Annotated in this window: 14 protein-coding genes; all 14 read left to right on the forward strand. The window is 45.6% G+C overall.

Translation table 11 applies throughout. From position 1 onward, the window contains the following. The first annotated feature begins 4 nt into the window (after positions 1 to 4). The 14 genes from cheA (at position 5) to rseP (ending at position 12431) form a co-directional block, all read left to right on the forward strand. Positions 5 to 2023: a chemotaxis protein CheA gene (gene cheA, locus NYE68_RS09035; RefSeq protein ID WP_007409792.1), complete on the forward strand. Its 2019-nt coding sequence runs from the start codon at positions 5 to 7 to the stop codon at positions 2021 to 2023. A 22-nt stretch (positions 2024 to 2045) separates the two neighbouring features. Next, positions 2046 to 2519, forward strand: coding sequence for a chemotaxis protein CheW (gene cheW / locus NYE68_RS09040; RefSeq protein ID WP_003154225.1), 474 nt, complete (start codon positions 2046 to 2048; stop codon positions 2517 to 2519). Positions 2520 to 2534: 15 nt separating this feature from the next. Continuing rightward, entirely contained in the window at positions 2535 to 3164 is a 630-nt protein-coding gene (cheC, locus tag NYE68_RS09045) for a CheY-P phosphatase CheC (protein WP_003154222.1), read from the forward strand. Then, positions 3161 to 3661 (forward strand): chemoreceptor glutamine deamidase CheD, encoded by a 501-nt coding sequence (gene cheD / locus NYE68_RS09050; protein ID WP_003154219.1) that lies wholly within the window; start codon positions 3161 to 3163, stop codon positions 3659 to 3661. The genes cheC and cheD overlap by 4 nt, the downstream gene beginning before the upstream one ends. 26 nt (positions 3662 to 3687) lie before the next feature. Continuing rightward, entirely contained in the window at positions 3688 to 4452 is a 765-nt protein-coding gene (gene sigD, locus NYE68_RS09055) for an RNA polymerase sigma-28 factor SigD (protein ID WP_003154217.1), read from the forward strand. A 27-nt stretch (positions 4453 to 4479) separates the two neighbouring features. Next, positions 4480 to 4947, forward strand: coding sequence for a Swarming motility protein SwrB (locus NYE68_RS09060; RefSeq protein WP_113766243.1), 468 nt, complete (start codon positions 4480 to 4482; stop codon positions 4945 to 4947). Between the two features lie 143 nt (positions 4948 to 5090). Beyond that, positions 5091 to 5831, forward strand: coding sequence for a 30S ribosomal protein S2 (gene rpsB / locus NYE68_RS09065; RefSeq protein ID WP_003154215.1), 741 nt, complete (start codon positions 5091 to 5093; stop codon positions 5829 to 5831). 99 nt (positions 5832 to 5930) lie between these two features. Next, complete coding sequence (gene tsf / locus NYE68_RS09070) at positions 5931 to 6812, forward strand: translation elongation factor Ts (RefSeq protein WP_007409794.1); 882 nt, start codon at positions 5931 to 5933, stop codon at positions 6810 to 6812. A 145-nt stretch (positions 6813 to 6957) separates the two neighbouring features. After that, the gene (gene pyrH, locus NYE68_RS09075; protein WP_003154213.1) at positions 6958 to 7680 is read left to right on the forward strand and encodes a UMP kinase; all 723 of its coding nucleotides are present in this window, start codon (positions 6958 to 6960) and stop codon (positions 7678 to 7680) included. A gap of 2 nt (positions 7681 to 7682) precedes the next feature. Beyond that, complete coding sequence (gene frr, locus NYE68_RS09080; protein WP_003154212.1) at positions 7683 to 8240, forward strand: ribosome recycling factor; 558 nt, start codon at positions 7683 to 7685, stop codon at positions 8238 to 8240. A gap of 125 nt (positions 8241 to 8365) precedes the next feature. Further along, positions 8366 to 9148, forward strand: a complete 783-nt coding sequence (locus NYE68_RS09085; protein WP_007611457.1) for an isoprenyl transferase — start codon at positions 8366 to 8368, stop codon at positions 9146 to 9148. Positions 9149 to 9151: 3 nt separating this feature from the next. Beyond that, on the forward strand, positions 9152 to 9949 hold the full coding sequence (locus NYE68_RS09090; protein ID WP_007409796.1) for a phosphatidate cytidylyltransferase: 798 nt from the start codon (positions 9152 to 9154) through the stop codon (positions 9947 to 9949). Positions 9950 to 10004: 55 nt separating this feature from the next. Further along, positions 10005 to 11156, forward strand: a complete 1152-nt coding sequence (gene dxr, locus NYE68_RS09095; protein ID WP_064115454.1) for a 1-deoxy-D-xylulose-5-phosphate reductoisomerase — start codon at positions 10005 to 10007, stop codon at positions 11154 to 11156. 6 nt (positions 11157 to 11162) lie between these two features. Continuing rightward, entirely contained in the window at positions 11163 to 12431 is a 1269-nt protein-coding gene (gene rseP, locus NYE68_RS09100; RefSeq protein WP_015417482.1) for an RIP metalloprotease RseP, read from the forward strand. The last annotated feature ends 28 nt before the right edge of the window (positions 12432 to 12459 follow it).

Here is a 12459-nt window from a genome sequence, read left to right on the forward strand (position 1 = left end):
TCAATTGGATATGAATCAATATTTAGATGTCTTTATTGATGAAAGTAAAGAGCACTTACAGACATGTAACGAAAAGCTGCTGCTGTTGGAAAAAGATCCGGCAGACCTTCAGCTTGTGCATGACATCTTCAGAGCTGCCCATACGCTGAAAGGCATGAGCGCAACGATGGGATATACAGATCTGGCGCATTTAACCCACCTGATGGAAAATGTGCTGGACGCCATCCGCAACGGAGAAATGCCCGTTACATCAGATTGGCTGGATGTGCTGTTTGAAGCGCTTGATCATCTTGAAGAGATGGTGCAGTCCATTATTGACGGAGGAGACGGCAAACGTGATATTTCTGAAGTGAGTGCGAAGCTCGACGTAAATGCGGTGCATGAGACTGCGGCTTCAGCCGAAACAGCAGAACCGCCGGCTTCAAAACAACAGGCTTCAACTGAATGGAATTATGACGAGTTCGAACGGACTGTTATTGAAGAGGCGGAAGAGCAAGGATTCAGCCGCTATGAAATAACGGTTTCCCTGAATGAAAGCTGCATGCTCAAAGCCGTGCGCGTGTACATGATATTTGAAAAGCTGAATGAAGCCGGGGAAGTCGCAAAAACAATACCCGCCGCGGAAGTGCTTGAGACGGAAGATTTCGGAACGGATTTTCAGGTGTGTTTCTTAACAAAGCAGCCTGCTGAAGAAATTAAAGAACTCATCAGCGGCATTTCAGAAGTGGAGAATGTCGAAATTTCTGCCGGTGCGCCGTTAAAAACGGCCGAAAAACCGCAAGCGGCTGAACCGGTGAAGGAAGCTCCGGTTAAAAAGGCTGAGAAACAGCCTAAGCCGCAAGCGAAAACGGAAGAACAGCCGAAGCATCACAGCGGCTCGAAAACGATTCGCGTCAACATTGAAAGACTGGATTCTTCAATGAACCTTTTTGAAGAACTTGTCATTGACCGCGGACGTCTTGAGCAGATCGCCAAAGAGCTTGACCACAATGAGCTGACTGAAACCGTTGAACGCCTGACCAGAATCTCGGGCGACCTTCAGTCTATTATTCTTAATATGCGGATGGTGCCGGTAGAAACCGTCTTTAACCGTTTCCCGAGAATGATCCGCCAGCTTCAAAAAGAATTAAACAAGAAAATCGAATTGTCCATCATCGGAGCTGAAACGGAGCTGGACCGCACGGTGATTGATGAAATCGGCGATCCGCTTGTTCATTTAATCAGAAACAGCATCGATCACGGCATTGAATCGCCTGAAGTGCGGGTGAATAAAGGAAAACCGGAATCAGGTCATGTCGTGCTTAAGGCATATCACAGCGGCAACCACGTCTTTATTGAGGTTGAAGATGACGGGGCCGGCCTGAACAGAAAGAAAATTCTTGAAAAAGCGCTCGAGCGGAGTGTAATCACCGAACGTGATGCTGAAACGCTTGAAGATAATGAGATTTACGAGCTTATTTTTGCTCCGGGCTTCTCGACTGCCGATCAAATTTCTGACATTTCAGGGCGGGGCGTCGGCCTGGATGTCGTAAAAAATAAACTCGAATCACTCGGCGGCTCTGTCAGTGTCAAATCCGCGGAAGGTCAAGGTTCTCTTTTCAGTATCCAGCTTCCGCTGACACTTTCAATTATATCCGTTCTTCTCATTAAACTGGAAGAAGAGACGTTTGCGATACCGATTTCTTCTATTATAGAGACGGCTGTTATTGATAAGAAAGATATCCTGCAGACGCATGACAGAGAAGTGATTGATTTCAGAGGCCAAATCGTTCCGATCGTCTATCTGAAAAAAGAATTCGGCATTACGGATTCAAAACAGGATGCCGATCAGTTCCATGTCATCGTCGTGAAAAAGGGCGATAAATCCACTGCTTTTGTCGTGGACTCTTTTATCGGACAGCAGGAAGTCGTACTGAAATCACTCGGCGACTATTTGACGAACGTCTTTGCGATTTCCGGCGCTACGATTCTCGGAAACGGAGAAGTGGCGCTGATTATTGATTGCAATGCGCTGATCTACTAAAACGACACGAGGAGGTGCCCGAATGACTGCTGAAATCAAAACAGGTGAAAAAATGATTGTGTTTATGATAAACGGGAAAGAATACGCTATCTCAGTTTCCCAGGTGAAATCAATTGAAAAGTGGCAAAAACCGACGAGGGTCCCGGGTGTGGAATCTTATATCCGCGGCGTTATCAATCTGCGCGGAGTGATTACCCCGGTTCTTGATTTAAGAAAACGTCTGAATCAGCCTGAACAGGACATCACAGAAGAGACTCGGATTATCATCATTTCTTATCGTGACGCCGATGTCGGATGGGTCGTGGATGAGGCCAATGACGTCATCACCGTGCATGAAAATGAAATCGAATCCGCGCCTGAAAGCCAGACAAAGGAAACGGATGTGTGGATTAAACAGATCGTCAAGCAAGATAACAGGCTCCTCAATATTATCGATGCGCATGCGGTGCTGGATAAAGGTGCTTCGGCATCTGCGTCCGGAGAGCCTAATGCTTAAAGGGGAAAAGACAACATGAGTAAGTTTGAAGCGATCAAAGAAGAGCAGATGGATATTTTGCGGGAAGTCGGAAATATCGGGGCGGGTCACTCGGCTTCTGCAATGGCTCAGCTGCTGAACAGAAAGATAGACATGGAAGTGCCGTTTGCGACTTTATTGACATTTGATGAGCTCGCTGATTTTTTCGGCGGGGCTGAAACGCCGGTCGCCAGTATCTTTTTAAGAATGGAAGGCGACATGACCGGCTCTATCTTTCTCATCATGCCTTTCCATCAGGCGGAACAGTTTATCAGAGAGCTGATCGGAAATCCGGATTTTGATATTGACCAGTTGGGTGAAGATCATTTAAGTTCTTCTGCTTTACATGAGTTCGGCAATATTTTAGCAGGTTCCTATTTAACGGCATTGGCTGATTTGACAAAGCTTGAGATTTACCCGAGCGTGCCGGAAATCTCACTTGATATGTTCGGCGCGGTTATCAGTGAAGGGCTGATGGAGCTCAGCCAAGTCGGAGAGCATGCCATTGTCGTGGATACTTCTATTTTTGACCAGGGCAGCCGGCAGGAGCTCAAAGCCCACATGTTTATGCTCCCGGACTATGATTCTTTTGAAAAGCTCTTCGTCTCATTGGGTGCGGCTTTATGAGCCGTGCGGAAGCCGCAGTCGTTAAAGTGGGGATTGCGGATGTTCAAGTCGCGCGTTACCCGGATAAAATCCGGACCTCGGGACTCGGTTCATGCGTAGGGCTGGTTTTATACGATAAAGACAAACAAACGGCAGGACTCGTTCACGTCATGCTGCCGGACTCCGGTTTATCAAAAACGGCGGAGCTCAACCGTGCAAAATACGCGGACACCGCCGTTAAGATGACGATTGATATGCTTTTGAAAGCCGGCTGCCGCAAGTTTGCCCTGAAGGCAAAACTCGCCGGGGGAGCGGAGATGTTTAAGTTTAAAATGACAAACGACCTGATGAAAATCGGTCCGAGGAATGTAGCGGCCATCAAAGAGCAGCTTTCATTGTATAACATTCCGGTCATCAGTGAAGATACGGGCGGCTCAAGCGGCCGGACGATTGAATTTGAGCCAAAGTCCTGCATGCTGCACATTCGAACTGTTAAACAAGGTGAAACAACGATTTAATAAAGGTATGAGGTAGGGGGATAACAATGCAATCCTTGAATTATGAAGATCAGGTGCTTTGGTCGCGCTGGAAAGAGTGGAAAGATCCTAAAGCCGGTGATGATTTAATGCGCCGTTACATGCCGCTGGTCACATATCATGTCGGCAGAATTTCCGTCGGACTGCCGAAATCGGTGCATAAAGACGATCTAATGAGCCTTGGTATGCTTGGTTTATATGATGCCCTGGAAAAATTTGACCCCGGCCGGGATTTAAAATTTGATACCTATGCCTCGTTTAGAATTCGCGGTGCAATCATCGACGGGCTGCGTAAAGAAGATTGGCTGCCCAGAACTTCACGGGAGAAGACAAAAAAAGTCGAAGCGGCGATCGAAAAACTTGAACAGCGCTACCTTCGGAATGTGACGCCTTCAGAGATCGCAGAAGAGCTGGGGATGACGGAGCAGGACGTAGTATCAACGATGAATGAAGGGTTTTTTGCCAATCTCTTATCAATTGATGAAAAGCTTCACGACCAGGATGACGGTGAGAATATTCAAGTGATGATCAGAGATGACAAAAATGTGCCGCCGGAAGAAAAAATCATGAAGGACGAGCTGATCGCTCAGCTTGCGGGCAAAATTCACGAGCTCTCTGAAAAAGAGCAGCTTGTCGTCAGTTTATTCTATAAAGAAGAACTGACTTTGACCGAGATCGGACAAGTCCTGAACCTTTCGACGTCGCGGATTTCACAGATTCATTCAAAGGCGCTGTTTAAATTAAAGCATCTGCTTGAAAAAGTAATTCAATAATGAACTCATGGTTAGCGAGTGAAAAACATGTCAACACTATTATGGCTTTTAAGCTTTGTGCTTCACGGCGTACTGCTTTATGCCGTCATTATTCTGTACACGAGGTTTTCAGCCCTCAAGGAGACGGAGCGCCAGCAGAAGAAGATTCTTGAAGAGACGGAAAACACCCTTGCAGCGTTTCTGCTTGAGCTGAAAGAAGAAAATGAAAGACTCGAAGACGCAAAAAGCCGTCAAGCGCCGGACGCAGAAGACGCCGAACCCCGGGCGGAACCGAAAGAAGAGCCTGATATTCCGGACCACATGGAAAAGCTCATCAGTGCAACGGAACGGGCTGAAAGTGATGAAAACAACGGTGCGTATTCGTTTGAAGAACGTGTTTCAGAATTATATGAACAAGGGCTCACCCCCGCGGAAATCGCCAAACGGATGCAGAGCGGAAAGACAGAAATCGAGCTGTTTTTAAAATTTCGAGGCAAAGCTGTAAAGGATTCTTGATTGTCGCATAAAGCTGTGTTATATTATGTCTTGGTGTTAAATACACACGCTTAACGATTTATGCAGAGGGTGCTGCAAACGGCAGTTCTGCACAAAAATGACCTAAGCGGAGGAAAAAAACCATTTTATTAGGAGGAAATCACATGTCAGTTATTTCTATGAAACAATTGCTTGAAGCTGGTGTTCACTTCGGCCACCAAACACGCCGCTGGAACCCAAAAATGAAGCGTTACATTTTCACGGAGCGTAACGGAATCTACATCATTGACCTTCAAAAAACAGTGAAAAAAGTAGAGGAAGCTTACAACTTCACGAAAAACCTTGCTGCTGAAGGCGGAAAAATCCTTTTCGTCGGCACAAAAAAACAAGCTCAGGATTCTGTTAAAGAAGAAGCTGTACGCTCTGGCATGTACTATGTCAACCAACGCTGGTTGGGCGGTACACTGACAAACTTCGAAACAATCCAAAAACGCATTAAGCGTCTGAAAGACATCGAGAAAATGCAAGAAAACGGTACATTTGAAGTACTTCCGAAAAAAGAAGTTGTTCAATTGAAAAAAGAATTAGAGCGTCTTGAAAAATTCCTCGGCGGAATTAAAGACATGAAGGATCTTCCTGATGCATTATTCATCATCGATCCTCGCAAAGAGCGCATCGCTGTTGCGGAAGCTCGCAAATTGAACATTCCTATCATCGGAATCGTAGATACAAACTGTGATCCTGATGAAATTGATGTCGTAATCCCTGCAAACGATGACGCAATCCGCGCTGTCAAACTTCTTACTTCTAAAATGGCAGATGCTATTCTTGAAGCGAAGCAAGGCGAAGAAGAAGCGGAAGCTGCTGAAGAGACTGCACCTGAAACAGAAACGACAACTGCGTAACCTAATCAAAAGGTGATAAGAGGGACTGCCTTTTATCACCTTTTTTCAAGAAAAATGTATCTATACATATCTTGTTTACACATATAAGGAGGAATTCAAATGGCTATTACTGCACAGCAGGTAAAAGAACTGCGTCAAAAAACAGGCGCTGGTATGATGGACTGTAAAAAAGCATTGACTGAAACTGACGGAGATATGGACAAAGCAATCGACCTTCTGAGAGAAAAAGGAATTGCGAAAGCGGCTAAAAAAGCTGACCGTATCGCTGCTGAAGGTTCTACTCTTATTAAAACTGACGGCAACAAAGGCGTTATCTTAGAAGTAAACTCTGAAACTGATTTCGTTGCGAAAAACGAAGGCTTCAAAGAGCTTCTGAACACGCTTGCTGACCACCTTCTTGCAAACGCTCCTGCTGATCTTGAAGAAGCAATGGGTCAAAAGATGGAAAACGGTTCTACTGTTGAAGAATACATCACAAGCAACGTTGCTAAAATCGGAGAGAAAATCACTCTTCGCCGTTTTGCTGTTATTACAAAAGAAGACAGCGAAGCGTTCGGTGCTTACCTTCACATGGGAGGCCGCATCGGCGTATTATCCGTTCTTAGCGGAACAACTGACGAAGATCTTGCAAAAGACATCGCGATGCATGTTGCAGCGGTAAATCCTCGTTACATTTCCCGCGACCAAGTGTCTGAAGAAGAAGCAAACCATGAGCGTCAGATTCTGACTCAGCAAGCTCTTCAAGAAGGCAAACCGGAAAACATCGTAGCTAAAATGGTTGAAGGCCGTCTGAACAAATTCTTCGAAGAAATTTGCTTATTAGACCAAGCTTTCGTTAAAAACCCAGACGAAAAAGTGAAACAAGTTGTGGCTGCGAAAAACGCATCTGTTAAAACTTACGTCCGCTACGAAGTTGGAGAAGGTATTGAAAAACGCCAAGAAAACTTTGCTGAAGAAGTTATGAACCAAGTGAAAAAATAATGGCGGAAAGCCTTGGCGAATCTTTCGCGGCTTTTCAGGCAGTATAGGGGACACTACTTGTGTTCCCTATTTTTAAAACTATATTTACAAACCTTTTTTTCTCTTGCATAATAGGAAACGGCAATGTTTACACTTGGAGGTTATTATGGAAAAACCAAAATACAATCGTATCGTTTTAAAGCTTAGCGGAGAAGCATTGGCAGGAGAGCAGGGAAACGGCATTAATCCGACTGTCATCCAATCCATCGCTAAACAGGTAAAAGAAATCGCTGAGCTTGACGTCGAAGTGGCCGTAGTCGTAGGCGGCGGCAACTTATGGCGCGGAAAAACGGGCAGTGACTTAGGAATGGACCGTGCGACGGCCGATTATATGGGCATGCTTGCTACTGTCATGAACTCACTTGCCCTGCAGGACAGCCTGGAAACGCTCGGAATTCAGTCCAGAGTGCAGACATCAATTGAAATGCGTCAGGTCGCTGAGCCTTACATCAGAAGAAAAGCCATCCGCCACCTGGAGAAAAAACGCGTTGTTATTTTTGCCGCGGGAACAGGAAACCCTTATTTCTCTACGGACACAACCGCAGCGCTGCGTGCCGCTGAAATCGAAGCGGACGTGATCTTAATGGCAAAAAATAATGTCGACGGTGTGTATAATGCTGATCCGAGAAAAGATGAGTCAGCCGTTAAATACGAAAAATTATCTTATCTCGATGTGTTAAAAGACGGGCTGGAAGTCATGGATTCTACGGCTTCTTCACTATGTATGGATAATGATATTCCGCTGATCGTCTTTTCTATTATGGAAGAAGGAAATATTAAGCGTGCCGTAATCGGCGAATCAATCGGAACGATCGTAAGGGGGAAATAACGTTGTCAAACGAAGTATTAACACAAACAAAAGAACGCATGGAAAAAGCGGTTGCCGCTTATTCACGTGAATTGGCGTCAGTCCGCGCAGGACGTGCCAACCCATCTCTATTGGATAAAGTGACAGTAGAATACTACGGTGCCCAAACACCTTTAAACCAGCTGTCTTCCATCAATGTGCCTGAAGCGCGTATGCTTGTTGTCACACCGTATGACAAAACGGCAATCGGCGATATTGAAAAAGCGATTCTGAAAGCTGATCTTGGCGTAACGCCGACAAGTGACGGCACAATTATCCGCATCGCGATCCCGGCTCTGACGGAAGAAAGACGTAAAGAACTTGTCAAAGTCGTGAAAAAATACGCGGAAGAAGCGAAAGTAGCAGTCCGTAATGTCCGCCGTGACAGCAACGATGACCTCAAAAAACTTGAGAAAAACGGAGACATCACAGAAGACGAGCTTCGTGCTTCCAGTGAAGACGTTCAAAAGCTGACAGATGAATATGTGTCAAAAATTGACAGCGTCACAAAGGACAAAGAAAAAGAAATCATGGAAGTTTAATGAAAAACTATGTACAATAGATAATGTGAAAAGACCCTCTCATGTTTACAGGGGGTTTTTTTGTTAATACTGTTGATTACATTGATCATCAGCAACGCAACCTTTTTGGGTGACGGAGGAATCTCATGCTCAACATACTCAAAAATTGGAAGAATCAGCAGAATGCGGCTTCCAACTTAGAACGGTATACAAAAGAAGACATACTGAAGGGTGAAATTCCCGCACACATTGCCATTATTATGGACGGAAACGGACGCTGGGCGAAGAAGCGTTCACTCCCTCGGATTGCAGGACATCATGAAGGAATGAAAGTGGTAAAAAGGGTGACAAAGCTCGCAAGTCAGCTCGGCGTTAAAGTTCTGACTCTTTATGCGTTTTCAACGGAGAACTGGAAGCGCCCGAAGATGGAAGTCGACTTTTTGATGAAGCTTCCGGAAGAGTTCCTGAATACGTATCTTCCTGAATTAATAGAGGAAAATGTACAGGTGAAAATTATCGGAGATGAATCCGCGCTCCCTTCTCATACGTACAGGGCGATTGAGAAGGCCGTAAAAGATACAGAACAAAATGACGGGCTGATTCTCAATTTCGCTTTGAACTACGGCGGACGCACGGAAATCGTCAATGCGGCAAAAGCACTGGCTGAACAGGTGAAAAGCGGCACGCTGAATATCGAAGACATTGATGAAGCGCTCTTTTCCGGGCATTTAATGACAGAATCAATCCAGGACCCGGAGCTGCTCATCAGAACGAGCGGAGAAATCAGATTGAGCAACTTTATGCTTTGGCAGGTGGCTTACAGTGAATTTGTTTTTACAGATGTCCTGTGGCCCGATTTTAAAGAAGATCACTTTCTGCAGGCAGTGGGAGAATTTCAGCAGCGGGGCCGGAGGTTTGGCGGAATTTAGAGGATGGTGGAAATGAAACAAAGATTGTTAACAGGTGTTCTGGCAGCGGCATTATTTTTATTTTTGGTTATTTTCGGAGGATTGCCGTTCACCGTATTTGTTTACGTGATGGGAAGTATAGCGCTTTTTGAGCTTTTGCGGATGAAAAAGCTCAGATTTTTTTCTTTTCCGGGTCTGATCAGCCTCTTGTTGTTATGGCTGTATATGATGCCGGACAAGTATCATTTTTTCGATGCGAAAATGGAAGTAACGATTTTCGCTGTATTGATTCTGCTCAGCTATACGGTGCTCGTGAAAAACACCTTTACGTTTGACGAAGTCGGGTTTATCGTTCTCGCGACGGTATATATCGGACTGTGTTTTCATTATTTTATTGAAATCAGAAACATTGAAACAAACGGGCTTTTGTATATCTTTTATGCCTGCGTTGTCATATGGTCAACGGACTCAGGCGCATATTTCGTCGGAAAGTCGCTCGGGAAGCGGAAGCTGTGGCCCGAAATCAGCCCCAACAAAACAGTGGAAGGGTTTCTCGGCGGTATTGTCATCGCCCTTATTTTTACGGCTGTTTTTCAGCTGTTTGCGCACCTTCCGATTTCATACCCGGTTCTTTTGGTCATCACGCTTGTTCTGTCTGTATTCGGACAGATCGGGGATTTGGTTGAATCAGCGCTTAAGCGGCACTATGATGTGAAGGATTCGGGAAAAATCCTTCCCGGGCACGGCGGCATTTTAGATCGATTTGACAGCTTTTTGTTTGTCATGCCGTTCTTATACTTTCTGCTTGCGCTTTTTTCATGAGAAAGGCTAATATGAAAATAAGACCGATCTGGACGCATAGAATGGGAGTGGCATTTTGAAGAATATTTGTCTTTTAGGAGCAACAGGATCAATAGGGGAGCAGACGTTAGACGTATTGCGCATGCATCAAGATCAGTTCCGTCTCGTCTCGATGACTTTCGGTAAAAACGCCGAGAAAGCGATCCCGTTGATCAGAACGTTTCAGCCGAAATATGTAGCAGTCGGCGACATGGATACATACCAAAAAGTGAAAGAAGCGTCTTTTTCTCATGAATGTCAAATCGGCATCGGAGAAGAAGGCCTGATTGAAGCGGCAGTCATGGACGAAGTGGATATCGTGGTCAATGCGCTGCTTGGAAGCGTCGGTTTAATCCCGACTTTGAAAGCGATTGAACAGAAAAAAACAATTGCGCTTGCAAATAAGGAAACTCTCGTCACTGCCGGGCATATAGTGAAAGGACACGCAAAACGATACGGTGTTCCTCTTCTTCCGGTCGACAGCGAACATTCCGCTATTTTTCAAGCCCTGCAAGGCGAACAGAGCAAAAATATCGAGCGCCTGATCATTACGGCATCCGGCGGCAGTTTCAGAGATAAAACGCGGCAGGAGCTTGAGTCTGTAACGATTGCCGACGCCCTTAACCACCCGAACTGGTCGATGGGCGCAAAAATTACGATTGACTCGGCTACAATGATGAATAAAGGACTTGAAGTCATTGAGGCGCATTGGCTGTTTGACATTCCGTATGAACAGATTGACGTTCTATTACATAAGGAGAGCATCATTCATTCGATGGTTGAATTTCACGACAGAAGCGTCATCGCCCAGCTCGGAAATCCGGACATGAGGGTGCCGATTCAATATGCGCTGACATATCCGGACCGTCTGCCTCTGCCTGAAACAAAAAGGCTTGAATTATGGGAGATCGGAAGCCTCCATTTTGCGAAAGCTGACTTTGAAAGGTTCCGCTGCTTACAATTTGCCTTTGAATCAGGTAAAATAGGGGGAACGATGCCGACGGTTTTAAATGCGGCCAACGAAGAAGCCGTTGCCGCTTTTCTTGCCGGACGGATTTCATTCTTATCGATTGAGGACCTGATTGAACAAGCATTGGACCGCCACAGCGTAATTCAGGATCCGAGTCTTGCGGATATCCAAGAAGTGGACAAAGACACCCGGGGATACGTTAATTCAATACTCACATAAGGTGGTATGTTCGTGAATACAGTTATCGCGTTTATTATTATTTTCGGAACGCTCGTTTTTTTCCATGAGCTCGGGCATTTATTGCTCGCCCAAAGAGCGGGAATCCTTTGCCGTGAATTTGCGATCGGCTTCGGCCCTAAAATCTTTTCATTTAAAAAGAATGAAACCGTGTATACGATCAGACTCCTTCCGGTCGGCGGGTTCGTCCGCATGGCCGGTGAAGACCCGGAGATGATCGAAGTCAAACCCGGTTATACCGTCGGGCTTCTTTTTAATAAAGATGACGAAGTGGAAAAAGTCATCATTAATCAAAAGGAAAAATATCCCGACGCTTTAATTATTGAGGTGGAGACGGCTGATCTTGAGCACGAAATGAAGATTACCGGGTACGAGCAGGGGAAAGAAGATGAACTGGCGGGCTTTACTGTCAGTCAGACCTCCTTTTTTATCGTAGACGGAGAAGAAGTGCAGATTGCGCCTTACAATCGACAATTCGGGTCTAAACCCGTATGGAAGCGGATTAAGGCGATTGCTGCCGGTCCGATAATGAACTTCATCTTAGCGTATGTCATTCTCGTCATGCTCGGATTCATTCAAGGCGTGCCTTCGAATCAGCCTGAGCTCGGGAAGCTGACAGACAATGGACGCGCAGCGGCTGCCGGTTTAAAAGAAGGCGACTATATCCAGAGCATTAACGGTGAAAAAATGATGTCATGGACCGACATCGTGACAGCGGTAAAAGAAAATCCCGGAAAAAAAATCGATGTCGCCGTCAAACGGGACGGCAAATCGTTTCATATCTCGGTTACACCTGAAGCTGTAAAAGATGAAAATAAAAAAACAATCGGCCGCTTCGGCTCTTATGCGCCGACTGAAAAAGGCGCGCTTGCAGCGATTGCCTATGGCGCGACATCTACCGTTGATGTCACAAAAGCGATTCTGACCAATCTGAGCAAACTTGTGACAGGCCAGTTTAAGCTTGATATGCTTTCGGGTCCTGTCGGCATTTATGATATGACGGATCAAGTTGCAAAAACCGGTATTATCAACCTATTCCAGTTTGCGGCGTTTTTAAGCATCAACCTGGGAATTGTCAACCTGCTGCCGATACCGGCGCTTGACGGCGGGCGGCTGCTGTTTTTATTCATTGAAGCAATCCGCGGCAAGCCGATAAACCGTGACAAGGAAGCATTTGTCGTATTTATCGGCGTAGCTTTCTTAATGCTTCTTATGCTGGTTGTCACATGGAACGATATCCAGCGTTTATTCTTATAATTGACTAGTAAAAAATCAGAGGTGCGAA

It is taken from the genome of Bacillus sp. FSL R5-0447 (assembly GCF_038606125.1).
In the GTDB taxonomy this organism is placed as follows: domain Bacteria; phylum Bacillota; class Bacilli; order Bacillales; family Bacillaceae; genus Bacillus; species Bacillus velezensis.

Bases quoted from the DNA above. Each gene is read 5' to 3' on its own strand.
- tsf (WP_007409794.1), top strand. From the start codon at position 5,931: ATGGCTATTACTGCACAGCAGGTAAAAGAACTGCGTCAAAAAACAGGC.
- cheC (WP_003154222.1), top strand. From the start codon at position 2,535: ATGAGTAAGTTTGAAGCGATCAAAGAAGAGCAGATGGATATTTTGCGG.
- rseP (WP_015417482.1), top strand. From the start codon at position 11,163: ATGTTCGTGAATACAGTTATCGCGTTTATTATTATTTTCGGAACGCTC.
- NYE68_RS09085 (WP_007611457.1), top strand. From the start codon at position 8,366: ATGCTCAACATACTCAAAAATTGGAAGAATCAGCAGAATGCGGCTTCC.
- sigD (WP_003154217.1), top strand. From the start codon at position 3,688: ATGCAATCCTTGAATTATGAAGATCAGGTGCTTTGGTCGCGCTGGAAA.
- rpsB (WP_003154215.1), top strand. From the start codon at position 5,091: ATGTCAGTTATTTCTATGAAACAATTGCTTGAAGCTGGTGTTCACTTC.
- NYE68_RS09060 (WP_113766243.1), top strand. From the start codon at position 4,480: ATGTCAACACTATTATGGCTTTTAAGCTTTGTGCTTCACGGCGTACTG.
- cheW (WP_003154225.1), top strand. From the start codon at position 2,046: ATGACTGCTGAAATCAAAACAGGTGAAAAAATGATTGTGTTTATGATA.
- cheD (WP_003154219.1), top strand. From the start codon at position 3,161: ATGAGCCGTGCGGAAGCCGCAGTCGTTAAAGTGGGGATTGCGGATGTT.
- NYE68_RS09090 (WP_007409796.1), top strand. From the start codon at position 9,152: ATGGTGGAAATGAAACAAAGATTGTTAACAGGTGTTCTGGCAGCGGCA.
- pyrH (WP_003154213.1), top strand. From the start codon at position 6,958: ATGGAAAAACCAAAATACAATCGTATCGTTTTAAAGCTTAGCGGAGAA.